The organism is Desulfovibrio sp. ZJ200, from assembly GCF_011039095.1.
GTDB lineage: Bacteria > Desulfobacterota > Desulfovibrionia > Desulfovibrionales > Desulfovibrionaceae > Desulfovibrio.
Window position 1 is genome coordinate 49,184 of the sequence record NZ_JAAKEH010000010.1, and the last position, 25,862, is coordinate 75,045.

Sequence of the window (25,862 nt, forward strand, 5' to 3'; positions counted from 1 at the left end):
TCAGTAGCTTTCCTTTTCAAGCAGATGAGCACAAGCTTCCAGCAAGGCAAAATCCTCGGTCGTGTCAATGTCTACGGAGCGCATGGCAGGCATCCGGTAGCCCCTGATGCGCGCGGGATAAAAGGAGCGGTACTTCCTGAGCGCATCGACGCGGATGGCATAGGTACTGCCATTGCCTATGACCCCTTCAGGAACTTCCTGCGATTTTTTGGTAACCAGCAGGGGAAAGGCGGGCACCAAAAAACCTTCTGGATTTTGATAGAGCATCTGGTGCGGGGGATGGTCATAGCCACAAACAGCATGAACGGCGTCAGTATCAGGCGTAAGACATGCCATGACATGACGAATATCCTCTGCACTTCGCAGGGGGGCAGTGGCGTACAGACAACAGAGGGTATCATAATATATGCCTGACTGCTCCTGACGACTCAGAAACTCAAGGCAAACATCTGCACAACTCGCAGTGTCTGACCCTAGAGCCACGGGGCGTTCATCAACCGAAAAGCCGTTGGCATGTGCAATCTGGGCAATTTCTTCATCCTCTGTCGAGACTACGATAGTGTCAAAACAACCGGAATCCCGTGCCGCCTCACATGTCCAGAGCAGGAGAGGCTTTCCCCTGAAGGGGAGAATATTTTTTCGCGGGAGGCGTTTGGAGCCTCCCCGTGCAGGTATGATGGCAATGTTTGTAGATAACATGGCTTTATATGGAAAGACGGCTCATAATATCTCGTACCGTGTATGTACCTTTTACGGGTTCCTGCTCCCATATGGGATTATCCAGAACCCACTTCCCCTTTTCCTCTGACCACATTTTTCCTCTAAAGGAATTGGCGACTTCCCAGAACTCGCCTTCATCAATATCGATCAATTGGCAAAAAGACGTGATATAGAGGGTGCCGCAGCCTCCATCCAGCTCCTTGACCAGAAAAATGGCTTCATCACGAGAGATTTCACCATCGCGAATGTCATAGCATGCTTGATCCGTAGTAAATCCAAAGCCGAATTTGATATATTTCAGCAGTTGATTCACTTCTCGAAAACTATGATCCAAGGCATAAAAACGTCTGTAAAGTCCCTTGGCATAAGGCTCCATACTTTCAGGATGGATAGAAAGGCCGTGCCGCATAGAAAACTTTGCATTATGCAGTTGCCCCCATTCCTGTACGTAGTTGCTCAGCCATACGCCCCTTATACCCTTCCTGATGATGGACGTCATATTGGGCTGGTATAGAAAGAGGGCTTCCAGGTTGCCATCATCGGCATAAGCATCAATAACTTTTTCTTTGACCGTATTTGAGGCCCATATTTGAGTAGCATCACCTCCGGCTGCCTTCATGTCATAAACCCCAAGTGTCTGGCCGGGATTTTCGCCATTGACTATGAGGGGAATGTCAAATTTATCAGCAATAATAAATACTGAGGAATATACACAGTACTCAGATGCTCTGTTAGGGTTTCCTATCCTGTAAAAATCTTTTTTGAAGAATTGCTTGAGCAGCTCTTTATCGGCACTAAGCGTAATGACATCAAAGCCAAGATTTTTGATATTCTCAAGATTTTTGGCGCCAATTTCCGTCGTCTGGCAGGGTTCCGAGCATACCAGGAGCGGGCGCAGCTTCATTTCGTCCCGCATGTACAGGGCTTGAAACGTAGAATCCTTGCCGCCGGAAACTCCGATGACACAGTCATAAGGCGCTTTTTGAGCTTTTGCCCATTGACAGATGGAAGCGAGATCCTGCCTGCGCGCTGTCCAGTCTATTTTTTTCTTCTCTTCTTCCCAAAGGCAGGCCCCGCAGATTCCTTGTTCGTTAAAAAATACATTGGGACGGGTATCTGGTTGAACGCATTTGGTACAGTAGCGCATTATAAAGCCTCCTTGCTGCACAGTTTTTGAATAATGCGTGAAATATCCCCTTCAGTCATCCCCGGCCAGAGCGGCAGGGTGAGGATCTCCCGATAGGCGGCTTCAGCCACGGGGCAGAGGCCTTCCCGCGTGCCGACGACGTTTCGGTAGTAGGGGTGCAGGTGCACAGGCACATAATGCACATTGGCGCCGATGCCGTTGGCGCGCAGATGGCGGAACAGGGCATCCCGGTCTGGGCTGCGCACCACATAAAGATGGTAGGCGTGGCGGACATCCTCCCGGCATCTGAGCGGCCGGATGCTGTCCTGCCCCGCCAGCGCGGCAGCGTAGGCCCGGGCCAGTTCGTTGCGCTTGGCAATCCAGCCGTCCAGTTTTTTGAGCTGCGAACTGCCCAGCGCGCACTGGAAGTCCGTGATGCGATAATTGTAGCCCAGCTCGGTCATTTCATAGAACCAGGCGCCGGATTTTTCGCGCTGGCTGGCCGTGGTGGTGATGCCGTGCCCGCGAAAGGCCCGCATGCGCGCGGCAAGCTGCTTATCACCGGTCACGGCCATGCCGCCTTCGCCGGTGGTGATATGCTTGACCGGGTGGAAGCTGAACACCGTGATGTCAGCCAGCGTGCCCACCTTGCGCCCCCTGAAGGACGCGCCCAGGGCGTGGCAGCCATCGGCCACAAGGGCCAGGTGATGCCTGTTCGCAATGGCGCGCAGGGCGTCCCAGTCGCAGGGCTGACCGGCATAGTCCACGGCGATGATGGCTTTGGTGCGCGGCGTGATGGCCGCTTCCACAGCCGCCGGAGCCATGAGCAGCGTCTCGGCATCCACATCGGCAAAGACCGGTGTGCCGCCCTGATACAAAATGCAGTTGGCCGAGGCCGCAAAGGTCATGGGCGGGACGATGACTTCGTCGCCGGGGCCGATATCCAGGGCAAACATGGCCGCGTGCAGGGCCGCGGTGCCGTTGCTGACGGCCACGCCATGACGCGCGCCGGTATAGGCGCAAACGTCAGCCTCGAAGCGTTCCACAGCCGGGCCGGTGGTCAGCCAGTCCGAGCGCAGCACTTCGACCACGGCCGCGATATCGTCGTCGTCGATGGTCTGCCGACCATAGGGGATAAAATGGGGCGTATTCATGACTAGCGGATAGCAAAACCTTGTTCTTTCAGGGTGGCGCGCAGTTCAGGGATGGTCAGCCAGCTTTCGTTGGTGCCGGAATTGTAGCTGAAACCTTCGGGCGCGGGTTTCCCCTCAGGCCCGCGATAGGGGAAGGTCTCCGGCTTGATGACGTAGTAGTGGCCGATGTCGATGGTATGGCGGGAGTCCTCGGCCGTGATCATGGTCTCGTGCAGCTTTTCGCCGGGGCGGATTCCCACTTCGACAGTTGCCATGCCGGGAGCGATGGCTTCGGCCAGATCCGTGATCTTCATGCTGGGGATCTTGGGCACGAGGATCTCGCCGCCGCCGGCCAGTTCAAAGGAACGCAGCACCATGTGCACAGACTGTTCCAGCGTGATCCAGAAGCGGGTCATGCGCGTGTCTGTGATGGGCAGGGGGCCGCCTTCGTCACGCTTCCTGAGGAAGAAGGGGATGACGCTGCCGCGGCTGCCCATGACGTTGCCGTAGCGTACCACGGAGTACACCGTATCGCAGGCCGTGTAGGCATTGGCCGCGATGAAGAGTTTGTCCGAGCAGAGTTTGGTGGCGCCGTAGAGATTGACCGGGGCCACAGCCTTGTCCGTGGACAGGGCCACCACCTTTTTCACGCCGCAGTCGGCCGCCGCATTGACGATATTTTCCGCGCCGCCAATATTGGTGCGGATGCACTCTGTGGGATTGTATTCCGCCGCCGGCACCTGCTTGAGAGCCGCCGCATGGATGACATAATCCACGCCACGAAAGGCCCGGTACAGGCGCTCCCTGTCGCGCACATCACCGATGAAATAGCGCATGCATGGATATTTTTTCAGGGAAAAGACCTGCTGCATCTCGAACTGCTTGAGTTCATCCCGGGAAAAAACGATAAGCCGCCTGGGCTTGTGGTTCTTCAGGATGACTTCGACGCATTTCTTGCCAAAAGAACCGGTACCACCGGTGATGAGGAGTGTTTTATCGGTAAACATCATGCACCCTTAGCTGAGCTTTTCTGTCAGGTGAGCGGCAGTATGTTGCAATGTCTTTTCATAGGCAGGCAATACCGTTGCCACCGTACCATGCATGGCTACGGCTCCCTTGTCGATCCAGTAGAGCAGGTCACATCCTTCCACCGTACTCAGACGATGGGCTACAACCACAAGCGTCACATGCTGGCGCAAAGTCTCGATTGTTGATTGTATGGCCCGTTCGGTGGCCCCGTCAAGCGCGGACGTGGCTTCATCGAAGATAAGAAGTTCCGGCCTGTCATACAGGGCGCGGGCGATGCCCACACGTTGTATCTGACCACCGGAGAGGCGCACGCCGCGTTCCCCCAGGGGAGTGTGGATGCCTTCGGGAAGATCCTCCGCAAAGTCCATGGCCGCCATGCGGCAGCATTCCCGCACCCGTTCCTCATCCACCGGCTCGCCCCAGTGGCTGAAGGCCACATTCTCGGCCAGTGTGGCATCCAGCAGGTAGAGGTTCTGGGGGACGTAGCCGATATTCAGGCGTTCAGTGGATGTATTCCAGATATTGCCGTCAAGGCACAAATGCCCCTGCTGCGGGCGCAACAGCCCCGTGATGAGCGAGGTCAGCGTGCTCTTGCCTGAGCCGGAGAGGCCCACCAGACCGACCATGCCTCCCTTGGGGATGGTGAGTGAGATGCCCCGCAAGGCGGCATGCTCCGCATGGGGATAGGTGAAGCTCACCTCATGCAGGCTGATCTCGCGCTGGAAGTGGCGCACAGGGCGGGCGTCCAGGCGCTCCGGCGCGGGGAGTTCCGTCACAAAGTCCAGAAGTTTTTCCAGAAGAGGCTGGCAGGAGCGCATGGTCAGGATGGCGTTCATGGTCTTGTTGGCCGCCGGCAGCAGACGCCAGGCGACGGCTGCCAGCAGGGTCAGCGTACCGGTGGTTGCCGCCACGCTGCTGCCCAGACGTACCTGAATCAGCAGAACCAGCAGCAAAAGGAGCATGCCCGCCACCTCCAGCACCCACATGGGCAGCATGGGCAGGGTAGTGCGGGAACTGTTTTTCAGCGAATAGTCTTCAATGAATTTTACATATTCCTGCAGGAAATTCTGCCTTTTGTCGTAGATGGCTATCTCGCGCAGTCCTTGCAGGCCCTGCATGGCGACACGCGAATTATACAGGTCATAGTGGCGGATGTCCTGCGACAGGCCATAGATGCGGGCACGGGTTCCTTTCTGGATGAGTACGGCCAGCAGGGCAACAGACACAAAGAGCAGGCAGGAAAGCAGGGGATTGGCGATGAGCGCCCCCCCCAGCAGAAATACAGCAATGACCATCTGGGTGAACAGGGTCAGCAGAGTCGTGGCATAAATGGCAACATAGCCTTTCCATCCCAGAACGGTCAGTAGTTCTGCGGAGTTCTGCCCGGCATGCCAGATGTGCGGCGCGCCCAGAAAACGGCGAAAGAGATTACTGCCCATGGTCCAGGCAATGCGCTGGGAAAAATAATTTTGCAGCCAGGTGATATAGCCCAGCAGGACATTTTTCAGCAAGGTAGCTGCACAGACCCCAGCCAGGACAAGTATCAGAAATTGTAAGGCAGTGGGGATGGCCGGCGAAAAGGGCAGGGCCGCGCGGATATTCTCCAGCAGTGCATAGCGGGCCAGGCTCTCTGGGGCGGACATGGCCACACCCAGCAGGGAAATGCCGCCCGCCACACCGATCTCGAACAGACCCATGACAATGTTGAGCAGGCACAGCCACCAGAACAGACGACGTTCCCGTGGTGTGGCCAGAGCATAGAGCTGGCGGGCGATGGAAAGCGGGGTATATTCCTTGTGCGACGATGCTGTCATCCATACCCTCATGCCTTGAGCTGCGTATACAACAGTTTCTTGCCAATGATCACGGAGTTAACGTGGGAGAAGTACGTTGTAGAGTCAGGTAGCGCGCAAGATACCTCAGGCGGTAGCCAAGTACCTTAGATTTGGGTATCCGGTGATTCCAGGCTTACAGCCTCCAGTAGTCGATGCCCGCGGCACGCATGGCCTGCGGGTCGAAGAAGCCCTTCACGTCCATGAGCACGGCCTTGCCCGCATGTTTGCAGCGGGCCTTGATGTCTTCGGGCGTCAGGGCGGCGTAGGCCTTGTGGCTCACGGCCAGCAGCATGGCATCCAGGTCGCGCAGCTGGTCCAGATCTGCCAGCTCCTGTCCGTATTCGTGCATGGCTTCGGCCGGATCGGCCTCGGCGTCATGCACCAGCGGGACGATATTGTATTCCCTGAGTTCGCGGATCACGTCCACCACGCGGGTGTTGCGCAGGTCGGGCACATTCTCCTTGAAGGTGAAGCCCAAAATGCCCACGCGCGCGCCGCTGACCACGTTGCCGTGTCTGATGAGTCGCTTGACCAGGCATTCGGCCACATATTTGCCCATGTTGTCGTTGATGCGGCGACCGGCCAGGATGACTTCGGGGTGGAAGCCCATTTCCTCGGCCTTGAAGGTCAGGTAATAGGGATCCACGCCAATGCAGTGGCCGCCCACCAGACCGGGACGGAAGGGCAGGAAATTCCATTTGGTGCCGGCGGCTTCCAGCACTTCGAGGGTGTCGATGCCCAGACGCTCGAAGATGATGGCCAGTTCGTTCATGAGCGCGATGTTCAGGTCGCGCTGGGTGTTCTCGATGACCTTGGCGGCCTCGGCCACCTTGATGCTGGAGGCGCGGTGGATGCCCGCCCTGACCACGGAGCCGTAGACCTGGGCCAGCAGATCGGCCGTGGCCTGGTCGGAACCGGAGACAATCTTTGTGATGGTCTCCAGCGTATGCACCTTGTCGCCGGGGTTGATGCGCTCCGGCGAATAACCCACGGTGAAATCCGTGCCGTATGTCAGGCCGGATTCCTGCTCCAGGATGGGCACGCAGATCTCTTCGGTGAGGCCGGGGTAGACCGTGGATTCATAGACCACCACGCAGCCCCTGGGCATGTGACGGCCCACAGTGTGGCTGGCCCCCACCACGGGCGTGAGGTCGGGGGAGCGGTGTTCGTCGATGGGCGTGGGCACGGCCACGATGATCACGGCGGCCCGGGCCAGGTCGGCGGGGTCGCAGGTATATTCGATCGTGGCGGCGGCCAGGGCTTCGTCGGTCACTTCGTTGGTGCGGTCATGGCCTTTGCGCAGCTCTTCGATGCGTCCGGCGTTGATGTCAAAACCGAGCACGCTCATGTGGCGGGAAAAAGCCACGGCCAGGGGCAGGCCCACATAGCCCAGGCCCACCACGGCCAGGGTGCGCGTCCCGTTTGTGAATTCTTCCAAGCTGTACATCATCTGAGCCCCCATAGACTCCTTTATCCAGTCGATAGACCAGTAGGACGAGCCTGCCGCAAATCAGCCGCATTGCGCGGCGTTTTCCCTGAACCCGTTGAGTTTGCCCTGAAGCTGTCCCTGTTGCGCGTGGCTTTGCAGGCCGGAAAGGATGATCGCGTTGACCTGATTGGCCGCATCGCACAGGGCGCGAGGTTCGATGGAAGAAGCGGGAGTATCGGGATCGGCAAGCTGCTGCGCCAGAGGCGAAAGCGCGAAAACAGCCGTGCCCACGGCATTGACCTTTCCCCGGCACAGGGCGTCGCCTTCGCCCACGCAGAAAACAGTAACAGACCCGGCAGCGCCGTTGAAAATGAACCTGTACTCCCCGCCGGAGCGGAACCAGGTGCCGCTGTACTTCCACTCCCCCTGTGTGCTGTTCAGCCCGCGCCGTTCGTTCAGCGAGAGCAGATTACCTTTGACTTTTTATGAAAGTCAAAGGTGGCATTCAGGCGAAAAATGCGGTTTTCGCCTGAATGTACGCCGCGTTGCGGCGGCTGCCGCTTTCGCGTCAGCAGAGCATTTTCAATCACTTCGCTGCCATCATTTCGCGTCCAGGCTCCAGCCGTTGCGACGAAGGAAGCTACGGATGGAGACAGCAATGAGTTACCACAAAAAACATGCAACGAAACCGCTGTCGCCATCCGTAAGGCTCGCAGACTCGCCAACGGCTGGCGCAAGCAAGCAAAGCTTGCTGACGGCTGCCGCCGGCGCTGGCGCCAGCTAACGCTGTCGCCAGAGCGTTTAGCTGATTTCATTAGCCAACCGCTCTATTTCCACAAATTGCCGTACTTGGCGGCAATGCCGTCGGTGCGCTCCACCAGCTTGTCCACCAAGGCGTCCATATCGTCGCCATTGACCGTGCCCAGCTCGCGGGCCAGCAGATAACCGAGGTAGCCCTTGCCCTGGCTGAACACCCAGCACACGGAATACACCGAGCCCACGCCCGGGCGGCTCGGAAACTCCGGGGCCGTGCTCAGCAAAAGGCGCAGCTTGGGCATGTCTTTCTCGTCATCGTCATTGAGCGTGAAAAGATTGCTCTGATTGAAGCGCTCCTTGAGCCTGGTGCCCAGGCGCGCGCCGATGCTGTCCGAGCCTTCGAGCTGCACGCTGATCACCGTGACCCGATCAACGCCTTTTTCCGGCTTGTCCGGCGTGGGCTTGCCCGCCTGCGGCGTGACGGTCCCGCTGACGGAAGCGGCCTGGGCGACATGGGCCCGCGGCCCGGCCAGCGTCAGCGCGCAGGCCAGAAGCAGGGCGCAAAAAACTGTTTTCATCCTTGTTTCCCCTTGGCAGTGCAGAACAGTTGCAGACCGTTGCGGGCACATCCCCGCGGGGCGTACCCCGTGCTGTTGTCATGATTCTATACAATGTTTAGAAAAAGGGAAAGGGGGCCTGCCGCTCTTGCAGGGCTGACGTATCTTCTGCGGCAGCCCTGGCGGCGATGCGACAGCATCGCCCGAAGCCGCAGGCTTCGTGGGAGCGAAGTGCGGCTCCGCCGCCGAAGCGGCTCTTACCAACCATTGCGATAATATAGCGAAATTATTTAACTTAATATTTAGATACATCTGCCCTGCCGCTCTTGAGCAAGTCGGGCGGACAGGCTACACTTCAGGGCGAAAACTTTCACGCAAGGAGCCGCCATGCAGAGAACCCTGATCATCGACGCCCTGAGCGCCGAAAAAGCGCAGCAAGAAATTATGATCTGCGGCTGGGCGCGCACGCGGCGCGACGCCAAAGGTTTTTCCTTTCTGGAGATCAACGACGGTTCCTGCCTCGCCAATCTGCAATGCATTGTGGATGAGGGCACCGAGGCGCACGCGGCCCTGGGCGAGGCCAATACCGGCGCGGCCCTGACCGTGACCGGCGCGCTGGTGCCCTCGCCCGGCAAAGGCCAGAAATGGGAAGTGCGGGCCAAAAGCATCCGGGTTTTCGGCCTGGCCGACCCGCAAACTTTTCCCTTGCAGAAAAAACGCCATTCCGACGAATTCCTGCGCACCATTGCCCATCTGCGCAGCCGCACCAACAAGTACGGGGCCGCCTTCCGCATCCGTTCCGAGGCCGGTTGGGCCGTGCATGACTTTTTCCGGCAGGAGGGTTTCGCCTGGGTGCATACGCCCGTGCTCACCGGCTCGGATTGCGAGGGCGCGGGCGAGATGTTCCGGGTCACCACCCTTGCGCCCGGCGAAAAAAGCCTGGAAGAGGATTTCTTCAGCCGCCGGTGCAACCTCACCGTGTCCGGGCAACTGGAAGCCGAGGCCCTGGCCCTGGGCCTGGGGCGGGTCTACACGTTCGGGCCCACCTTCCGGGCCGAGAACTCCAATACCCCGCGCCATGCCGCGGAATTCTGGATGATCGAGCCGGAGATGGCCTTCGCGGATCTGACGGATCTCATGGAGCTGGCCGAAAGCCTGACCCGCCATGTCATCGGGCATGTGCTCGAACATTGCCAGGCCGACGTCAGGCTTTTCGACGCTTTTGTGGACAAGGGCCTGCTGGCCCGGCTCCAGGGCCTGCTGGCCAAGCCCTTTGCGCGCATTCCCTATGCCGAGGCTATTCGTATTTTGGAAGACAGCGATCGCGCCTTTGCTTTTCCCGTGACCTTTGGCATGGATCTCCAGACCGAGCATGAGCGCTATCTGGCTGAGGAGCACTTCCAGCGGCCGGTCATTGTCTATGACTATCCCAAGGAAATCAAAGCCTTTTACATGCGCTGCAACGACGACAACGAGACGGTGGCGGCCATGGATATGCTGGTGCCGCGCATTGGGGAGTTGATCGGCGGTTCCCAGCGCGAGGAACGTCTGGACAGGCTTTGCGAACGCATCCGCGAAATGGGCCAGAACCCTGAGGATTACTGGTGGTATCTGGATCTGCGCCGTTTCGGCAGCGCGCCGCACGCGGGCTTCGGCCTGGGCTTCGAGCGCCTGCTCATGCTGCTGACGGGCATCACCAACATCCGCGACGTGATCCCCTTCCCGCGCACGCCCGGGAACCTGGAGTTTTAAACTCAGCCCTCAGTACAATGCCGCGCGCGTCTTCACATTTCAGACAAGGACGGCTATAGTGCGCTCGCGTCCGGCTGTTGTACCGGCGCAGATTTCGCGGTCGCGCCTGCGCGCCAATCGCCCGAGGAGACAAAAAGCATGAGCAAAAAATTGACTGTTGCCGTTGTGGGCGCCACGGGCGCCGTGGGCCGTGAGATGCTCAAAACCCTGGAAGCGCGCAAATTTCCGGCCACCCAGGTGCGCGCCTTTGCCTCGGCCCGCTCGGCCGGCAACAAGGTGCCTTTCGGCGAGCGCGAACTTGTTGTGGAAGAGCTGAAGGAAGATGTCTTTGCCGGCATTGATCTGGCCATTTTCTCGGCCGGGGGGGCCACTTCCACGCAGTTTTCCCCGCACGCGGCCCATGCCGGTTGCGTGGTGGTGGACAATTCCGCGGCCTGGCGCATGGACGAGCGCTGCCCCCTGGTGGTGCCGGAGGTCAACCCCCAGGCCCTGGAGCGGCATCAGGGCATCATTGCCAATCCCAACTGCTCCACCATCCAGATGGTAGTGGCGCTCAAGCCCCTGCACGACGCGGGCACAATCACGCGCGTGGTGGTTTCCACCTATCAGGCCGTGTCCGGCACGGGCCAGAAAGGCATTGAGGAGCTGGAGCGCCAGGTGCGCGACCTGTTCAGCATGCGCGAGCCGGAAAATCGGGTCTATCCCTTCCGCATTGCCTTCAATGTGCTGCCGCACATCGACGTTTTTCTGGACAACGATTACACCAAGGAAGAAATGAAGATGGTCAATGAGACCGTCAAAATCTTCGACGATCCTTCCATCCGGGTCACGGCCACCTGCGCGCGCGTGCCGGTCTTTTACGGCCATGCGGAATCCGTGAACATCCAGACGGAAAAAAAGATCACGGCCAAACAGGCCCGGATTATGCTCTCCCAGGCCCCGGGCGTCATGGTCTACGACAATCCCCGCGAGAAAATGTACCCCATGCCCGCCTATATCGCCGGGGAGGACCCTGTTTTCGTGGGCCGCATCCGCGAGGACGAAAGCATTGAAAACGGCCTGAACATGTGGATCGTGGCCGACAACGTGCGTAAGGGCGCGGCGCTCAATGCCGTGCAGATCGCCGAAGAGCTGCTCAAAAAGGATCTGATCCGCGTGCCGGACAGGGACGTTTTCCTGAGCTAGACTCAGCCCTCATGACCATGCCGTCCGCGAAAAGCTGCATGTTTCGCGGGCGGCGCTGGAGAGGATTTTGCCCCTGAAAATGCTCTCAAAGCTTTTTGCGGCGTGCGGACCAGCCGACATTCCCGCAGGGCCTTGTACAACGCTTCGGGAGAAAATGCCTTATGAACCCCGTGGATGCTCAGACCTATCTGCAGGCCCTGCTGGCTGCCCCCCGGCCCGGATCGGAAAAGTATCTCGCTTTTTACGATCACCGGATCGGGCTGATCGGCACGGACCCGCGCCTTCTGCTTGTCCCGCTGGACGATCATCTCTGCCACCGCGGCGACGGTCTGTTTGAGAGCATCTGCTTCCGGGATCGCACGATCTTCGCGCTGGACGAGCATCTGGCGCGCATGCGCGACGGCGCCAGGGCTCTGACCCTGACCCCGCCCTGTTCATGGGAGGAAATGCGCGCGCGCATCCTGGACGTGGCCCGCGCCTCCGGGCAGGAGCACGGCGATTTGCGCGTTTTTCTGGGCCGGGGTCCGGGCGGCTTCGGCATTTCCCCGGCGCAATGCCCCGAGGCCAGCTTCTATGTGGTGGCCCTGCAAAACGCCCTGCCCTCGGAAGCCTTTTACCAAAAGGGGCTCACGGCCTTTGCCAGCGCCATTCCGCCCAAGCAGGAATACCTGGCCCGGATCAAGAACACCAATTACCTGCCCAATGTCTTCATGGCCGCCGAGGCCTTGCAAAAAGGCATGGACGTGGCCGTGACCTTTGACGAAAATGGCGTCATGGGCGAGGCGGCCATTGCCAATGTGGGCATTATCGACAAGGACGGGCGGCTGCTCTGCCCGGAATTGGGCCGCATCCTGCCGGGGACCACCCTGCTGGCGGCCATGGACGTGGCTGCCGGGCGCATGCCCGTGCTTTCCGGCCCGATCCGCAAGGCCGATATCGAGACGGCCCGCGAAATGCTGCTTTTCACCAGTGCCACACTCTGCGTGGGCATCACCCGTTTTGACGGCAGGCCCGTGGGTCAGGGCGAGCACAAGGGCAGGCCCGGGCCTGCGGCGCTCTGGCTCAAGGATGCGCTGCTGGCCCGTATGCTTGCCGAAGGCGCGCGGTTCTGATGCGCGTTCTGCTGATTTCCCTGCAAGATGAAAAAGAGGCCCGGCAGTCTCCCACGCGGCAGCGGGCGCAGGCTCTGGAACAGGAGCAGACCCTGGCCCTTGCCAAGGCCATGCGTGACGGCGGCCGTCTGGCCCCCCTGCTGGTCTGCCGCAAAAACTCCCGGCTGCGTGAGCGAGCCGACGCCCTGCATCTGCCGGTGCTGGCCGTGGGCGGCGCGTCGGCCTGCAATCCGCTGACCCTGTTGCGTCTCTGGCGCTGGCAGCGCCGGCATAAAAAGCTGCTGGTGCAGACCGTGGGCCCGGAAGCCGTGCCCCTGGGCCGTCGGCTGCGGCGCATGCGCCCCAGCGGCAGCACCCTGCTTTCCCATGCCTTTTTTCTGCGCCCGCCCGCGCCGGAGCACTGTGCGGAACTGCGGGACGCGCAGCACATTCTCTGCGGATCAGGCCATGTGCGCCGCCGCATTCTCAAGGCCTGGGACACGGCGCGGCAGGACGCCCCGGCCCAAAAGCCGGATGCAACCGCACTGCAAGAGCAGGAGGAACATCTGATCATCCTGCCGCCGGGCATCAGCCTGGAGGGTTTCACGCCGTCGCCGGAATGGGGGGAGGGGCATTTCATCTTTGGCATGGGCGAAAGCCTTGCGCCGCGTTCCGGCGTGCTTCAGGTGATCCGGGCCATGGCCGCCCTCTGGCAACGGGACGATCTGCCCCCCTGGGAAGTGCGCATGCTGGGCGGGGGCCCGCGCTTCAACGAAGCGCTGAAAGAAGCTGTGACCCTGGGCGTCGAGTCGCGCCTCTGCCTGCTGCATGAGCAATACGCGCCCGTCGTGCTGCGGAGCTGCCATGTCTGGATCGCGCCCGGGGACTCGCCCGAGGAAAGCCCGGAAACGCTCTGGACCGGTTTTGCCGCCGGTCTGCCCGTGATCGCGAGCCAAAGCGAGCTGCACGCCGAGCGTCTGCGCGGGCAGGAGGATGCCGTGCTGCCGGTGGACGAAAGCGATCCGCAGTCCCTGGCCAAAGCCATGATCGCACTGATGCAGGAAGCGGATCTGCGGCGCGCCCTGGCCGCCCGCGCCGTGGCGCTGCGCGCTGCCGTAAGCCTTGAGAGCATGGCCCACGCGGCCTGTGCCTTGTTTGAAGGCTGGTTTCGCGAGCAGGGCTGGCTGGAGGCCCTGCCGCCGGACGCGGCCGGCACTGATACAACGCAGCCCCCGGCCGCGCACGCAGGCCCGGAACCGGCCCGGCCTGAAACCGAACAGCCCCCATCAGCACCTTCAGGACAGGTATGAAATGCAAAATCTGCAAGGCTGAGGCGGCAGTGGCGCTCAGAAGCCACAATGCCGCCTTCTGCCCGGACTGCTACAAGGACTTTTTCGCCCGCCAGGTGGCGCGGGGCATTGAGGGCCAAAAGCTTTTCAGCCGTGACGAGCGCATTTTGGTGGCCCTTTCCGGGGGCAAGGATTCCCTGGCCCTGATGCTGGAGCTCTCCCGCCAGGGCTATGATGTGACCGGCCTGCATATCGATCTGGCCATTCCCGGCTCGTCGGCCGCGGCGCGCGGCGTGGTGGAGCGCTTTTGCGCCCGCCACGGCCTCAAACTGCTGATCCGGGACATGGCCGCGGAGGGCCTGCCCATCCCCCTGGTCAGGGAGCGCCTGCGCCGCCCGATCTGCTCGGCCTGCGGCAAGATCAAACGCCATTTCTTCAATAAGGTCGCCCTGGACGAAGGCTTTGACGCCCTGGCCACCGGGCACAACCTGGATGATGAGGTGGCCCGCCTGTTCAGCAACACCCTGCGCTGGGATACGGCCTATCTTTCGGATCAGGGGCCGCTGCTGGCCGGCGAGCGCGGCTTTGCCCGCAAGGTCAAGCCGCTCTGGCGGCTCTCGGAATTTGAGACCGCCAATTACGCCTTTTTGATGGGCATTGAGAATCATTACGCGCCCTGCCCCTACAGCCCCGGGGCCAGCTTCAGCACGCTCAAGGGCCTGATGCAGCAGCTGGAGGCCGCCATGCCCGGCCGCAAGCTGGATTTTTACCAGGGTTTTCTGGCGCGCGGGCGGCCCGTGTTCGCCCGGCGCGAGGCCGAAGCGGGCGTGGAGCTTGCCCCCTGCCCGCAGTGCGGCTATCCCACCTCGTCCGGGGATCTCTGCGGGGTCTGCCGGATTCGGGCGGCCGTGCAGGACAGGGCTGACGCATAAGCTGCGGCAGCCTTGCCCCCTGCCCTGATCCGGGCTAGGTTCATCTCTATGAACGTCCTGCGCAAAGCTTTGCAACGGGGTCTGACCCCGACCAATGTCATCAGCTATATATGCCTCCAGACCATGCGGCTGTGGGGAGCCTTCTGGGGCACGTTGCGCCTGCGCTGCAAGGCTTTTTGTCTGGGCGTGGCCGTGGGCCCGGGCGTGCGCGCCCACGGGCCCGTGGGCCTGCTGCGCTGGCCGGGCAGCAGCATCCGCATAGGCGCAGGGGCCAGCCTGATTTCCTCCTGGCGGCGGGCCACGGCTGCCACCCTGGCCGCGCCCACGCGCCTGCGCACCTTCGGGCCTCAGGCGGTCATTGAAATCGGCGAGGGCGCGCAATTGAGCGGCGCGTCGATCACCGCCCGCTCGCAGCGCATTGTGCTTGGCCGTCAGGTTTTGCTGGCGCCCAACTGCGTGATCGTGGATTCGGATTTTCACGCCCATTGGCCGCCCGAGGCCCGCGCCACCCAGCCGGGCCTGGAGGCCGATGCCCCGGTGGAGATCGGCGATTACGCCTGGATAGGCATGAACTGCCTGATCCTCAAAGGCGTGCGCATCGGCGAGGGGGCCCTGATCGGCGCGGGCAGCGTGGTGACCCGCGACGTGCCGCCCTTCTGTCTGGCCGCAGGCGCGCCCGCCCGCGTGCTGCGCAGGCTCGGGCCTGAGAGCGTTTTGCTAATGAAATTAGCTAAACGCTCTGGCAGGGCGAAGCCATGCCCGCCGCGTAGGCGCAGGCGAAATTTGCTTGCGCCGTAAGCGCCGGAGCGAGTGTTTCAAAAGCAATATGCCCGAGGATCGCCGGGAGGCGCTCTCTCCGGCGCAACCCTGAAAAGCAGCCCTGCCGCAGGGGCGCGGCAGGCAAAGCCCGGCGTTCACGGCGCAACGCCCCACTGTTTTCAACACGTTGAAGAGCGGATACCTGCGTCATGGCCCATGATCACAAAAGCGGCCCCAGGCGGGAACAAGAGGCGCAATCGTCCGCCGCGGGCCAGCCCCCCTCGCCGGTGGGCGAGTATATCGCCGCCCTGCTGGCCTCCTCCAGGCTGGGCAGGCAGGTCACGCACCATCGTCTTTTGCCCGGGACTGATCCCGAATTCGCCTCAAGCCGCCGCCCCTGGCCCGGCGCGCTGGACCGCCTGCTGCGTGAACGCGGCGTGCGGCTTTACAGCCATCAGGCCCTGGCCACGGATCACATCCGCGCCGGGCGCTCTGTTGTGGTGGCCACGCCCACGGCCAGCGGCAAAAGCCTGATCTACAATCTGCCCGTGCTGGAACGCCATCTGCTCGATCCCGAGGCCCGGGCCCTGTATCTTTTTCCGCTCAAGGCCCTGGCCCAGGATCAGCTGGCCGCCTTTGCGGCCCTGACCGCCTCCTGGCCCGAAGCGGCCCGGCCCGCGGCCGCGCTCTATGACGGCGACACCAGCGATCATTTTCGCCGCAAAATCCGGCGCAATCCGCCCACAGTGCTGATCAGCAACCCGGAAATGCTGCATCTGGGCATTTTGCCGCACCATGAGCAATGGGCCCCCTTTCTGGCGGGCCTCACGCATGTGGTGGTGGACGAGGCGCACATGTACCGGGGGGTCCTGGGCGCGCACATGGCCCATGTGTTCCGGCGGCTGAACCGTCTGGCGGGCCGCTACGGCGCGCAACCGGTCTATGTGCTCTGCACGGCCACCGTGGGCAATCCTGGCGAGCTGGCAGCCGCGCTCACCGGCCTGGACGTTCCGGCCGAAGGCGCCGCGCGCCGCGCTCAGGGGCCTGTTGTTATTGATCAATCCGGCGCTCCGAGGGGGCCCCGCCATTTTGTTTTTCTGAATCCCGAGCAAAGCCCGGCCACGGCGGCCATTGATCTGCTCAAGGCGGCCCTGGCCCGCAATCTGCGCAGCATCGTCTATTGCCGTTCGCGCCGGATGACCGAGCTGGTGAGCCTCTGGGCGGGCAGCCAATCCGGCCCCTGGAAGGAGCGTATCTCCGCGTATCGGGCGGGCTTTCTGCCCGAGGAACGCCGGGCCGTGGAAGCCCGCATGGCCTCGGGCGAGCTTCTGGCTGTGGTCAGCACCAGCGCGCTGGAACTGGGCATCGACATCGGCGGCCTGGATGTCTGCATCCTGGTGGGCTATCCGGGCACGGTCATGGCGACCTTGCAGCGCGGGGGCCGGGTGGGCCGGGCCCGGCAGGAGTCGGCGGTGATCGTGGTGGCCGGGGAGGACGCCCTGGATCAGTATTTCGCCCGCAATCCCGAGGATTTTTTCAGCCGCCCGCCGGAGCGGGCCGTGGTCAACCCGGACAATGAGGTCATTCTGGCCCGGCATCTGGAATGCGCTGCCGCCGAGCTGCCCTTGCGCCTTGACGAGCCCTGGCTGCGCTCCCCGGCGGCGCGCTCGGCGGCCCGGGCGCTCTGCGCGCAAGGCCTGCTTTTGCAGTCCGCGGACGGCACTGCGCTTCTGGCCGCGCGCAAGCGGCCGCAACGTCTGGTGGATTTGCGCGGCACGGGCCGGACCTTTGCCATTGAGGATCAGGAAGGCCGGCTCATCGGCTCTGTGGACGGCTTCCGCGCCTGGCGCGAGACGCACCCGGGCGCGGTCTATCTGCACCGGGGCCGCTCCTACGTCATTGAGGAAATTGATCCCGGCCGGGCCCGGGTGCTGGCAAAAGAGGCCAAGACCTCCTGGTTTACGCGCACCCGCGGCCAAAAGAGCACGGATATTCTGGAAGAAAGCGAGCGCCGCGCCCTGGGCCGGGGGCTGGTCTGCCGGGGGCGGCTGCGGATCACCGAGCGCATCACCGGCTATGAAAAACGCGCCACGTCCGGCAACCGTCTGCTGACCATTGTGCCGCTGGACGCGCCGCCACAGGTTTTTGAAACCGAAGGTCTCTGGTATGTGATCCCGGACGCAATCCGCGCCGGGCTGGAAGAGCGCTTCCTGCATTTCATGGGTTCCATTCATGCGCTGGAGCACGCGGCCATCGGCCTTATGCCGCTGCTGGTCATGGCCGACCGCAATGACTTTGGCGGCATTTCCACGCCCCTGCATCCCCAGGTGGGCCTGCCCTGCGTCTTTATTTATGACGGCCTGCCCGGCGGCGCGGGCCTGACCCGGCAGGGCTTCGCGGCGGCGCGGGAACTGCTGGAAGCCACGCGCAGGGCCATTGCCGCCTGCCCCTGCGAGGACGGCTGCCCCTCCTGCGTGCATTCCCCAAAATGCGGTTCGGGCAACCGCCCCATCAGCAAGGCGGGAGCCCTGGCCCTGCTGGACGAGCTTTTGGCTCCGGGCGCGGAAGGCGAAAGACTGTGCCGCGAGCTGCGCATCAGCCCGGCTCCGGATCGCCTGAGCGAGAGCGCGGCGCAAGCGGCGGCAGCGCAGGCCCCGGCGTTTTCCGCTTCCGGGCCGCGCAACAACTTTTCCGCATTGAAAACACAGGGCGATGCGGCGCAAACGGGCCGCGCCGAAGTTGCCGCGCCTGTTGCGCAGGCCGCGCCCCCCTCGCCCGGGCCCGTGGCAGGCGAGGCCCTTGCCCGGCATCTGCCCGTGCCCCCGCCGCGGCATTTTGTGGTTTTTGACGTGGAGACCCGCCGCTCCGCAGCCGAGGTGGGCGGCTGGAACCGGGCCGGACAAATGGGCGTGAGCGTGGCCGTGCTGTATGACAGCACGGCGGACGATTATTTCTCTTACAGGCAGGAGGAGTTGCCCGCGCTTTTCGAGCGTTTGCGCGCCGCGGATCTGGTGGTGGGCTTTAACAGCCTGCGCTTTGACTATGCGGTGCTCGCGCCCTTTGCCCCGTTTGAGCTGCGCTCCCTGCCCGGTCTGGATCTCTTGCAGAGGGTGCATGAGCGTCTCAACTACAGGGTTTCACTCAATAATCTCGGGCAGGCCACTCTGGGCGAACCCAAGAGCGCGGACGGCCTCCAGGCCCTGCAATGGTGGAAGCAGGGCCGCTGCGAGGAAATCGCGGCCTATTGCCGCAAGGACGTGGATCTGACCCGCCGCCTCTACCTTTTCGGCCTGACTGAAGGCTATGTGCTGTTCAGCAACAAGGCCGGGCAGCGCGTGCGCCTGCCCGTGGACTTCAGGGCGCGGCCATGACGGGCTTTCAAGCGTTCAGCTAGAGCAGATTACCTTTGACTTTTTATGAAAGTCAAAGGTGGCATTCAGGCGAAAAACGCGGTTTTCGCCTGAATGTACGCCGCGTTGCGGCGGCTGCCGCTTTCGCGTCAGCAGAGCATTTTCAAAGTGAAAATGCTCTAATAAAGTTTTTCCAATACAGCCGCCTCGTCCTCCAGGCTGTAACAATGCTCTTGCGCCGGAAAGGTTCCGCTTTTCACCTCCCGCGCATACGCCGCAAAGGCCGCGCGCATGGCCTCGCCCACCGCGCCGAAGCGTTTGACGAATTTGGGGGCAAGCGTATCGCAGAGGCCCAGCATGTCCTGCCAGACCAAAACCTGCCCGTCGCAGTCCGGGCCCGCGCCGATGCCGATGGTCGGGATGGAGATCTCCCGGCTGATGCGGGCGGCCAGGGCCGCGGGCACACATTCCAGCACCAGGGAGAAGGCTCCGGCGTCTTCCAGAGCGCGGGCGTCGTCCAGCAGCTTCTGGGCCGCGACCGCGCTCTTGCCCTGAACCTTGTAGCCGCCCAGAGCGTGCACGGACTGCGGCGTCAGGCCCAGATGCCCCATGACCGGGATGGAAGCCCGGACAAGCGCGCGCACCTGCGGGCAGAAGTGCGCGCCGCCTTCCAGCTTCACGGCCTGGGCCCGGCCTTCCCGGATCAGCCGCCCGGCGTTGCGCAGGGTTTCGGGCACGGAAACCTGATAGCTCATGAACGGCATGTCGCAGACCACCAGAGCCGAGCTCGCGCCCCGGGCAACGGCCGCGCAGTGGTGGATCATGTCTTCCAGAGTGACGGAAAGGGTATCCGGATGGCCCAGCATGACCATGCCCAGAGAATCGCCCACCAGCAGGGCGTTGATGCCTTCCTGATCCATAAGCCGCGCCGTGCTGTAATCATAGGCCGTGAGCATGGTCAGTTTTTCCCGCCCCTTGGCCTGCCGGAAAGTGATCACTGTATTTTTCATGCTGTTCCTCGTTTGGCTTCAAAGATTGTGGCCCGCCCTGCGCTGCGGATCAGGCCGGGGCCGCCCGGTGAAAGCGGCGCTGCCCCGTCAGGAAACGTCCCGGACCTCGCCATCCAGCGCCAGGGCCATCAAAAGATGCGTGAGCTTGGCGGCCGTGAAGTCCGCATGGTGCAGCCCGGGGATGGGCGCCAGTTCCACCACGTCCAGGCCGGCGATCTGCCGCCCTTGCGCGCACTTTTCCAGCACAAACTGAGCCTCGCGCCAGGAAAGGCCGCCCGGCGACGGCGTGCCTGTGGCGGGCATCAGCGACGAATCCAGACCGTCCACGTCAAAGCTGACATAGATGCGGCGCGGAAAGTCCTCAGGCAGCGGCTTTTCAGGCAGGCCCACGCGGGCCAGAAAGTGCGCGTCGTAATGGGTGACGCCGAAGCGGCGGCGGATTTGGGCCTCCTCCCGGCTCATGTCGCGCACCGCGAACTGGACCAGAGGCAGGCCCAGATCCGCCACGGCCCGATACATGACGCTGGCGTGAGAATAGGGATCGCCCTCATAGTGGGGCCGCAAGTCTGCGTGCGCGTCAAACTGCACCACGCCCAGCGGCTCGCCCCTGGCTTTGGCGTCCGCGGCCAGGGCACGCAGCGCGCCCAGGCTGGCCGTATGCTCGCCGCCCAGCAGCACGGGCACGGCCCCGCAGTGCAGGGCATGCCGCGCCACGGCCTCAATGCGCTCCAGTACGGCCTCCACCGGCCCGGAGCAGTCCACGGGCGGGGCGGTATAAAAACCTGACTCGCCCGGCGCGCGGCCGCTCTCCCAGGCTTCCAGCTGCTGCGAGGCCGCCAGCAGGGCCGCCGGGCCGCGGGCCGCGCCGCCGCCATACGAAACGCTGCGCTCCAGAGGCGCGGGGATAATGTGAAAAGCCGCCGCTTCCGGTGAGACCGGGGCATATTCCGAAGCCAGAAAATCCTGACAGGACATAGCAGTGATCCTGGAGTATTTTGCTTTTAAAACGCTCTGCGCGGCCGGACAATCCGGAGAAAAAAACGGCCCGCTTGGGGAGGCAGGCCGTTTTTGTTTGGAGGAGGCTGTCAGCAAAAGAAAGGAAGGTGCTTTTTCTTCTGCAATGGCCGTGCCAAATTAGAAATTTGCGAGAATTTTTTTAATATCCTTAGATTATTCATGTATTTTTTTCATCATGATTCGCGTCCGGTTAAAAAAATTTAACGCTTTTCTCTCTCCCGGCCTTATCAGGAATACTTTGTACAAAAAATTATCTTGCCCGCGCCACGGCAGACCCAAGGCGGCAGACCCAAGGCGGCAAGCCGCGCAGGGCAGGCCACGCGGCAGATCTTCGCCGGCACGGGCGCAAGCGCAGCGCGGAAGCTCTGCGCTTGCGGCCTCACTGCGCTGTAGCGCCCGTCTGCGCGCTGGTGGCGTTGCGCCCCGCCAGAGAAAGGCGCCCGGCCAGCTCGCGCGCGCCCGGCGTCTCGCGCCACTGGGCAAAGAGCCTGCGCCAGGCTCCGAATTCCAGAAAACCCTGATCCAACTGGTTCTCATGCATCTGCACCCAGGTATTGAAAAGCTGCATCTGGATCTGAAAGGTCGCGCTCTCGAAAATGCCCGCGGCCGCGTCCCTGGGCATGGCCGCGCCGTCCAGATGTTCCAGCACAAAGGTGCAGACGGCCCGGCGGGAGGTTTCAAAATCCACTTCCCTGCCGTTCATGCTCTCGGCCAGGGGCAGCAAATGGGGGTAGAGCTCCCTGATCCGCTCCATGCCCTTCTCGGGCACGCTCAGCAGAAGCGGCTTTTCGCCGTTGGCGTCCGCCGGGGCATCGGACTTTTCAGTGATGAAATAAAAGCGCAGCCAGTTTTCAAACATCACCGCTTCCAGAATTTGCAGCACGGACTTTTGAAACTGTTCCTGTTGCTCCGGCATGGGGACTCCTTTTGTGCAAGACTGCTGGGGAATGTCGCGCAAAAAAGCCGTGCGCTTTCGCGCAGCCATATAGCGCGCGCGGTGGCCAGCGCCTCTTATAGCGCTTGCGGCCTTGATTGTCACACTTCTTTCTTCGGCGCGCCCCGGAATCCAAAGCAAACTTCGGCGCAGACGGCGGGCAAAAAGACAGATCGCTCGCAGGCGCTAACGCCGCCGCACGATCAGCCAGCCCGCATTTTCCCAAAGCACGTCGCCGTAGCGTTCAAGCTCCTGCCTGTCCTGCCGGCGTCCGCTGAACAGCCAGGGCGCGCCCGAAGCCAGCCAGGCCTGCACATAGCCTGTGGGGCCGCTCTCTTTCATGGCCGTATAGCGCAGCCAGTCGCGGCAGCCCTGCACATCCTTGTTGTAAAAAAAGACATAGCCGTCCTTGAACGTATGCACCAGCCCGCGCAGGGCCAGGTAGCGCACGGCCATATCCTCGCCGTCGCTGAACACCGCCTGCCCGGCCGGGACAAGCCGTTGCAGGGCTTCAAGGGCCTCGCGGTACACAGCGGCCCGGCGCATCTCCTCGCGCGCTCTTTCCTGCAGCGGCAGGGACAGAACGGGGATCTGCCGGGTCAGGGCATACATTGCGGCACTATGCTGCCGATCCCGGCTCAGGCTGAAGGTCGCCAGCAGCGCTGCGGCAAGCAACAACCCTTTGACGGGCCCGTTGACGCGGGGCCAGAAGCAGGCCAGGCCGGAAATGATCATCAGCCAGGAAAGCGGAGCCAAAAAGCGCACGCCGCGCACAAGCTCATGCCCCAGGGGCAGACGCCCGAAATGCGGCGCAAGCAGCGATTCCGCCCGGGAAAAAAGCGCCACCAGCGCCAGCGCCAGCAGAAAGGCCGGGTACATGCCGGCCAGCCTGCGGGTCATGGCTCCGCCCCGGCGCAGGGTGATCAGCCAGCCTGCCAGACCGCCACAGAAAAGCAGCAGCGTCGGATTGCCCACCTGCGCCAGGCCGGCAAGCTGCGACCAGAACTGCCCGTAATCCTTCCGCCAGCGCAGGGCGAAAAGCTCCTGAAAGACATTGAGCTCAGCCGCGCTGAAGGCCTGCTTCTGGGACAGAGAGGGCCAAAGAAAGGCCAGCACCGGGATAAAATAGGCCGCCAGGCAGAGAGCGAGATTGCCCAGATGCCCGGCCGTGCTCAGGCCCGGCGGCCTGCGCAGGGCAAAGGCCATGAAGAACATGGCGCCCGTGGCCAGGGCGCTGATGCCGTGCACCCATATACACAGACCCGTGGCCAGCATGGCCAGAGGCCGCAAGCAGGGCCTTGTCAGGGCCGCAAGCGCCGCCAGCAGCAAAAAGGGCCATACGGCGGCAAAAAAGACGCGGGGCACCGGATCGGAATGGGCAATGCCCCAGAATGTGCCCCAGCCTATCCAAACGAACACGCCCGAGACCAGCGCCAGCATGGCGGCCAGGATCGGGCTTGTGAACAGTCGGCGGCCCAGCAGGTAAAAGCCCGCGTAGAAAACAAAGATGCACGCTGCGCCGGCGCGGAACAAACCCAGGGCATAATCGTCCCCCGGGGCAAGCCGGGTGGCGGCAAAGCGTTCCAGATTCCAGATGCTGTTGGCCGGCGTCGCCTCGCGCAGCACGGGATCTTGGGCAAAGAGCTCGGGATGCGCTTCTCCGGCCATGCCCTGAGCATAGGTGGCCAGATCGCTGTCCAGAAAAGCGCCCCCGGCGGACAGGGGCACAATGCCCCGCAAAACAGCCCCGGCATAGAGGGCAGCAAGCAGCAGAAACAGAAGATCCGCCAGGCGGCGCAAGCGCGCCGCTCTTTTATGCGCTGCCGGGGAAGGGGGCGAGTCAATCATATCGGGATCACCAGTCATGCCGCAATGGCGGGCGGCGGCAGTGTAGCCCACGCGCCTGCAAAAGCAAAGCCGGGGCATTTTTCGCCGCGCTGCGGAACAACCGCATTTTCCGTCCCCAGCCGCGCCCGCTGCGGAGTCATGGGCCAACCCAAAAAGAATCCTGCTTTGAAATCAGCTAGAGCAGATTACCTTTGACTTTTTATGAAAGTCAAAGGTGGCATTCAGGCGAAAAACGCGGTTTTCGCCTGAATGTACGCCGCGTTGCGGCGGCTGCCGCTTTCGCGTCAGCAGAGCATTTTCAAAGTGAAAATGCTCTCAACGCTCTACTGTCGCCACCCGAACGGCGGCAAGGGCTGCCGCTCGCGCGGGCGGGCAATTTCTTCCAGCAGCAGGCACATCTTTTTCCACAAGTTTCTGTTTTCAGCGCACAGATCCCGCCGTTCATCCTCAAGGGCTGTCAGGCGTTTTTTCAGCTCCGCGCACTGCGGGCAGGCGCACTCCCGGCTCTCGTCCGGCGCGGGGGCCGCGATCTGTTCCGCCTGATCCGCAGGGGCCGGGCGCGGGGCGGGCTTGCGCGCCGCTTCGCGGGTGGCGGATTCCGCGCCGGTCAGCAGCCAGTCCAGCGAAGCGCCGGTGAGGGCGCAGATTTTAAGAATAACGTCGGATTTGGGCAGATTTTCGCCCCGCTCATAGAAGCCCAGCGCGCCCTTGCTGATCTTGAGCCTGGCGGCGAATTTTTCCTGTGATTCCTTGCCGCGAGCCATTTTGATGCGTGAGCCGAGCGTGGTCATGGTCATAGTGTCTGCCTGCGTAAAAAGGGCGAGTGCTAACGCTATGCGCTTCAGGCTTGCGGGCTGTCCGCGCCGAAGCGGGCGGCATGTTCCCTGAGCGTGCGATCCAGGGCCAGCAGCAGGCGTTGGGCTGAGGCCGGGCTCATGACAATGCGCCGGTCCAGATCCACGGCCAGGCCGTTTTCCGCGTTGCCGTCCGGGCCGTTCAGGCTTTCGGGCAGGCTCAGGCCGCAACAGAGGATGACTTCCTCGGCGGTGCAGCGGGTCTGAAAAACATTGGCGTAGGACGTGACAAGCTGCGCGTTGTTCAGGGCCACGCGGATCTGTTGGCTTGCCGCCGCGTCGGCGGTGGCGTTTTGCTTTTTCTCTTTGCTCATGGCTACCTCTTTTTCCTGTCCGGAGCGCGGGGCGCGGCCGGGGTTTTGCCCGTGGGGGCGGCTTTCTGCTCCGCGGCTTTCTGCTCCGCATTGGGCGGCAGTTTGACCGAGACCACGGGCAGCGCCGGGAAGGCGGGCTTGCGGGCGTCCATGCCCGTGAGCACGCTTGAGGTGATGTCCAGCGTGTCGTCGGCGTCCAGGGCGTTTTGCCGGGCCAGAACCAGCGCGGCCTTGTGGGCCTGCCGCCAGGCCTTGACCTCTTCCAGCAAAAGCTTGTTGATCACGTTTTGCACGGCGGCCTCCTCGGCGGCCATCTGGCGGCTGAGGGCCAGCGCGCCGTCGCGCAAGACGGCCTCGCGTTCTTTGGCCGGGGCTTTGGCCCAGGCTTTTTGCAGATCGGCAAAGCCCTGTTCCAGACGCTGGCGGGCCTGGGCCAGATGGGCGCGGCCGGCCTCGGCGGCGCTGGAGCGGGTCATGATCCGCTCCAGATCCACGGTGGCGATCTGCGGGGCCGCGGCCGCGGCGGAGGCGGGCTTGTCGCCCTCCAGGCAGCCGCTCAAAAGGCAGGCGGCAAGCAGGACCGCAAGGGCAAGGGGGAATGTACTACGGCACATGGGGCTGATTTCCTGTTGTTATGCGTGTCAGGGAGAGCGTTTTGCCTGCTGATGCAAGGAGCCAAACGCCCGCTCCCGCAAGAACGGCGCGGCGGTCATATTCCGCCGCGCCGATGCCGGCTCCCAGGAAGGAAGAAGGACGCCGGCTTCAGAAAGGCCGCCCGCCGGGGGAAGCGATGACCGGCGGACGACCGCCGGACCCGGGAAGCCCATGCCTCCCGGATGTCCGGGCGGGCGGCTCCGCAAGGAGAGGAGCCGCCCGGCTGAGGCAGACGGGATCACATTTTCCGGCCCGGGGGGGTCGGGTCATGGGCTGCACGCGTTCTTG

Annotated in this window: 25 protein-coding genes; 8 read left to right on the forward strand and 17 right to left on the reverse strand. The window is 62.6% G+C overall.

All coding sequences use genetic code 11. The features are described 5' to 3' along the window. From G7Y52_RS04745 to G7Y52_RS04780, 9 genes are all read right to left on the reverse strand, one after another. Complete coding sequence (locus G7Y52_RS04745) at window positions 1–699, reverse strand: acylneuraminate cytidylyltransferase family protein (RefSeq protein ID WP_165066896.1); 699 nt, start codon at window positions 697–699, stop codon at window positions 1–3. Between the two features lie 4 nt (window positions 700–703). Then, window positions 704–1,867 (reverse strand): N-acetyl sugar amidotransferase, encoded by a 1,164-nt coding sequence (locus G7Y52_RS04750; protein ID WP_165066899.1) that lies wholly within the window; start codon window positions 1,865–1,867, stop codon window positions 704–706. Then, on the reverse strand, window positions 1,867–3,000 hold the full coding sequence (gene pseC, locus G7Y52_RS04755; RefSeq protein ID WP_165066902.1) for a UDP-4-amino-4,6-dideoxy-N-acetyl-beta-L-altrosamine transaminase: 1,134 nt from the start codon (window positions 2,998–3,000) through the stop codon (window positions 1,867–1,869). Before pseC ends, G7Y52_RS04750 begins: the two co-directional genes overlap by 1 nt. 2 nt (window positions 3,001–3,002) lie before the next feature. After that, a complete protein-coding gene (pseB, locus tag G7Y52_RS04760; protein ID WP_165067004.1) occupies window positions 3,003–3,986 on the reverse strand; it encodes a UDP-N-acetylglucosamine 4,6-dehydratase (inverting) in 984 nt (327 codons plus the stop codon). Between the two features lie 9 nt (window positions 3,987–3,995). After that, the gene (locus G7Y52_RS04765) at window positions 3,996–5,822 is read right to left on the reverse strand and encodes an ABC transporter ATP-binding protein (RefSeq protein WP_165066906.1); all 1,827 of its coding nucleotides are present in this window, start codon (window positions 5,820–5,822) and stop codon (window positions 3,996–3,998) included. Between the two features lie 154 nt (window positions 5,823–5,976). Further along, entirely contained in the window at window positions 5,977–7,290 is a 1,314-nt protein-coding gene (locus G7Y52_RS04770) for a nucleotide sugar dehydrogenase (protein ID WP_165067007.1), read from the reverse strand. A 63-nt stretch (window positions 7,291–7,353) separates the two neighbouring features. After that, entirely contained in the window at window positions 7,354–7,605 is a 252-nt protein-coding gene (locus G7Y52_RS04775; RefSeq protein ID WP_165066909.1) for a hypothetical protein, read from the reverse strand. Window positions 7,606–7,727: 122 nt separating this feature from the next. Next, window positions 7,728–7,931: a hypothetical protein gene (locus G7Y52_RS14875; protein ID WP_206215195.1), complete on the reverse strand. Its 204-nt coding sequence runs from the start codon at window positions 7,929–7,931 to the stop codon at window positions 7,728–7,730. Between the two features lie 168 nt (window positions 7,932–8,099). Beyond that, complete coding sequence (locus tag G7Y52_RS04780) at window positions 8,100–8,606, reverse strand: hypothetical protein (protein ID WP_165066913.1); 507 nt, start codon at window positions 8,604–8,606, stop codon at window positions 8,100–8,102. Window positions 8,607–8,972: 366 nt separating this feature from the next. Between G7Y52_RS04780 and asnS the strand changes: the two genes are divergently transcribed. The 7 genes from asnS (at window position 8,973) to G7Y52_RS04815 (ending at window position 18,964) form a co-directional block, all read left to right on the forward strand. Then, the gene (gene asnS, locus G7Y52_RS04785; protein WP_165066918.1) at window positions 8,973–10,337 is read left to right on the forward strand and encodes an asparagine--tRNA ligase; all 1,365 of its coding nucleotides are present in this window, start codon (window positions 8,973–8,975) and stop codon (window positions 10,335–10,337) included. A gap of 138 nt (window positions 10,338–10,475) precedes the next feature. Then, window positions 10,476–11,522, forward strand: a complete 1,047-nt coding sequence (locus tag G7Y52_RS04790) for an aspartate-semialdehyde dehydrogenase (protein WP_165066923.1) — start codon at window positions 10,476–10,478, stop codon at window positions 11,520–11,522. A gap of 161 nt (window positions 11,523–11,683) precedes the next feature. After that, window positions 11,684–12,634 (forward strand): aminotransferase class IV, encoded by a 951-nt coding sequence (locus G7Y52_RS04795; protein WP_165066930.1) that lies wholly within the window; start codon window positions 11,684–11,686, stop codon window positions 12,632–12,634. Continuing rightward, window positions 12,634–13,923: a glycosyltransferase gene (locus G7Y52_RS04800; RefSeq protein ID WP_165066937.1), complete on the forward strand. Its 1,290-nt coding sequence runs from the start codon at window positions 12,634–12,636 to the stop codon at window positions 13,921–13,923. The genes G7Y52_RS04795 and G7Y52_RS04800 overlap by 1 nt, the downstream gene beginning before the upstream one ends. After that, window positions 13,920–14,834, forward strand: a complete 915-nt coding sequence (locus G7Y52_RS04805; protein WP_165066944.1) for an ATP-binding protein — start codon at window positions 13,920–13,922, stop codon at window positions 14,832–14,834. Before G7Y52_RS04800 ends, G7Y52_RS04805 begins: the two co-directional genes overlap by 4 nt. Before the next feature lie 48 nt (window positions 14,835–14,882). After that, complete coding sequence (locus G7Y52_RS04810; protein ID WP_165066949.1) at window positions 14,883–15,632, forward strand: acyltransferase; 750 nt, start codon at window positions 14,883–14,885, stop codon at window positions 15,630–15,632. 170 nt (window positions 15,633–15,802) lie between these two features. Next, window positions 15,803–18,964: a DEAD/DEAH box helicase gene (locus G7Y52_RS04815; RefSeq protein ID WP_165066954.1), complete on the forward strand. Its 3,162-nt coding sequence runs from the start codon at window positions 15,803–15,805 to the stop codon at window positions 18,962–18,964. Window positions 18,965–18,979: 15 nt separating this feature from the next. Here G7Y52_RS04815 and G7Y52_RS04820 read toward each other — a convergent pair whose 3' ends face one another. The 3 genes from G7Y52_RS04820 to G7Y52_RS04830 form a co-directional block, all read right to left on the reverse strand. Further along, window positions 18,980–19,171 carry a hypothetical protein gene (locus tag G7Y52_RS04820; protein WP_165066959.1) on the reverse strand — a complete coding sequence of 64 codons (192 nt, stop codon included), beginning with the start codon at window positions 19,169–19,171 and terminating at the stop codon, window positions 18,980–18,982. Beyond that, window positions 19,123–19,953: a 3-methyl-2-oxobutanoate hydroxymethyltransferase gene (gene panB / locus G7Y52_RS04825; RefSeq protein ID WP_165066964.1), complete on the reverse strand. Its 831-nt coding sequence runs from the start codon at window positions 19,951–19,953 to the stop codon at window positions 19,123–19,125. The genes G7Y52_RS04820 and panB overlap by 49 nt, the downstream gene beginning before the upstream one ends. An 87-nt stretch (window positions 19,954–20,040) precedes the next feature. Further along, window positions 20,041–20,928 (reverse strand): agmatinase family protein, encoded by an 888-nt coding sequence (locus G7Y52_RS04830; RefSeq protein WP_165066968.1) that lies wholly within the window; start codon window positions 20,926–20,928, stop codon window positions 20,041–20,043. Window positions 20,929–20,932: 4 nt separating this feature from the next. On the opposite strand from G7Y52_RS04830, the gene G7Y52_RS04835 reads away from it, so the two are divergent. Next, window positions 20,933–21,091 (forward strand): hypothetical protein, encoded by a 159-nt coding sequence (locus tag G7Y52_RS04835; protein WP_165066971.1) that lies wholly within the window; start codon window positions 20,933–20,935, stop codon window positions 21,089–21,091. 258 nt (window positions 21,092–21,349) lie between these two features. On the opposite strand, the gene G7Y52_RS04840 is transcribed toward G7Y52_RS04835, so the two are convergent. The 5 genes from G7Y52_RS04840 to G7Y52_RS04860 form a co-directional block, all read right to left on the reverse strand. Then, window positions 21,350–21,886 carry a hypothetical protein gene (locus G7Y52_RS04840; RefSeq protein ID WP_165066974.1) on the reverse strand — a complete coding sequence of 179 codons (537 nt, stop codon included), beginning with the start codon at window positions 21,884–21,886 and terminating at the stop codon, window positions 21,350–21,352. 204 nt (window positions 21,887–22,090) lie between these two features. After that, on the reverse strand, window positions 22,091–23,803 hold the full coding sequence (locus G7Y52_RS04845) for a translation initiation factor 2 (RefSeq protein WP_241159593.1): 1,713 nt from the start codon (window positions 23,801–23,803) through the stop codon (window positions 22,091–22,093). A 272-nt stretch (window positions 23,804–24,075) separates the two neighbouring features. Continuing rightward, a complete protein-coding gene (locus G7Y52_RS04850) occupies window positions 24,076–24,549 on the reverse strand; it encodes a helix-turn-helix domain-containing protein (protein ID WP_165066980.1) in 474 nt (157 codons plus the stop codon). Between the two features lie 44 nt (window positions 24,550–24,593). Then, window positions 24,594–24,920 carry a DUF3467 domain-containing protein gene (locus tag G7Y52_RS04855; RefSeq protein WP_165066983.1) on the reverse strand — a complete coding sequence of 109 codons (327 nt, stop codon included), beginning with the start codon at window positions 24,918–24,920 and terminating at the stop codon, window positions 24,594–24,596. 2 nt (window positions 24,921–24,922) lie between these two features. After that, the gene (locus tag G7Y52_RS04860; RefSeq protein WP_241159594.1) at window positions 24,923–25,534 is read right to left on the reverse strand and encodes an OmpH family outer membrane protein; all 612 of its coding nucleotides are present in this window, start codon (window positions 25,532–25,534) and stop codon (window positions 24,923–24,925) included. Between the last annotated feature and the right edge of the window lie 328 nt (window positions 25,535–25,862).

Bases quoted from the DNA above. Each gene is read 5' to 3' on its own strand.
- G7Y52_RS04800 (WP_165066937.1), top strand. From the start codon at position 12,634: ATGCGCGTTCTGCTGATTTCCCTGCAAGATGAAAAAGAGGCCCGGCAG.
- G7Y52_RS04840 (WP_165066974.1), bottom strand. From the start codon at position 21,886: ATGCCGGAGCAACAGGAACAGTTTCAAAAGTCCGTGCTGCAAATTCTG.
- G7Y52_RS04805 (WP_165066944.1), top strand. From the start codon at position 13,920: ATGAAATGCAAAATCTGCAAGGCTGAGGCGGCAGTGGCGCTCAGAAGC.
- G7Y52_RS04765 (WP_165066906.1), bottom strand. From the start codon at position 5,822: ATGACAGCATCGTCGCACAAGGAATATACCCCGCTTTCCATCGCCCGC.
- G7Y52_RS04855 (WP_165066983.1), bottom strand. From the start codon at position 24,920: ATGAGCAAAGAGAAAAAGCAAAACGCCACCGCCGACGCGGCGGCAAGC.
- G7Y52_RS04790 (WP_165066923.1), top strand. From the start codon at position 10,476: ATGAGCAAAAAATTGACTGTTGCCGTTGTGGGCGCCACGGGCGCCGTG.
- G7Y52_RS04780 (WP_165066913.1), bottom strand. From the start codon at position 8,606: ATGAAAACAGTTTTTTGCGCCCTGCTTCTGGCCTGCGCGCTGACGCTG.
- G7Y52_RS04815 (WP_165066954.1), top strand. From the start codon at position 15,803: ATGGCCCATGATCACAAAAGCGGCCCCAGGCGGGAACAAGAGGCGCAA.
- G7Y52_RS04810 (WP_165066949.1), top strand. From the start codon at position 14,883: ATGAACGTCCTGCGCAAAGCTTTGCAACGGGGTCTGACCCCGACCAAT.
- G7Y52_RS04795 (WP_165066930.1), top strand. From the start codon at position 11,684: ATGAACCCCGTGGATGCTCAGACCTATCTGCAGGCCCTGCTGGCTGCC.
- panB (WP_165066964.1), bottom strand. From the start codon at position 19,953: ATGAAAAATACAGTGATCACTTTCCGGCAGGCCAAGGGGCGGGAAAAA.
- pseC (WP_165066902.1), bottom strand. From the start codon at position 3,000: ATGAATACGCCCCATTTTATCCCCTATGGTCGGCAGACCATCGACGAC.
- G7Y52_RS04750 (WP_165066899.1), bottom strand. From the start codon at position 1,867: ATGCGCTACTGTACCAAATGCGTTCAACCAGATACCCGTCCCAATGTA.
- G7Y52_RS04745 (WP_165066896.1), bottom strand. From the start codon at position 699: ATGTTATCTACAAACATTGCCATCATACCTGCACGGGGAGGCTCCAAA.
- G7Y52_RS04770 (WP_165067007.1), bottom strand. From the start codon at position 7,290: ATGTACAGCTTGGAAGAATTCACAAACGGGACGCGCACCCTGGCCGTG.
- pseB (WP_165067004.1), bottom strand. From the start codon at position 3,986: ATGTTTACCGATAAAACACTCCTCATCACCGGTGGTACCGGTTCTTTT.
- G7Y52_RS04860 (WP_241159594.1), bottom strand. From the start codon at position 25,534: ATGTGCCGTAGTACATTCCCCCTTGCCCTTGCGGTCCTGCTTGCCGCC.
- asnS (WP_165066918.1), top strand. From the start codon at position 8,973: ATGCAGAGAACCCTGATCATCGACGCCCTGAGCGCCGAAAAAGCGCAG.
- G7Y52_RS04850 (WP_165066980.1), bottom strand. From the start codon at position 24,549: ATGACCATGACCACGCTCGGCTCACGCATCAAAATGGCTCGCGGCAAG.
- G7Y52_RS04830 (WP_165066968.1), bottom strand. From the start codon at position 20,928: ATGTCCTGTCAGGATTTTCTGGCTTCGGAATATGCCCCGGTCTCACCG.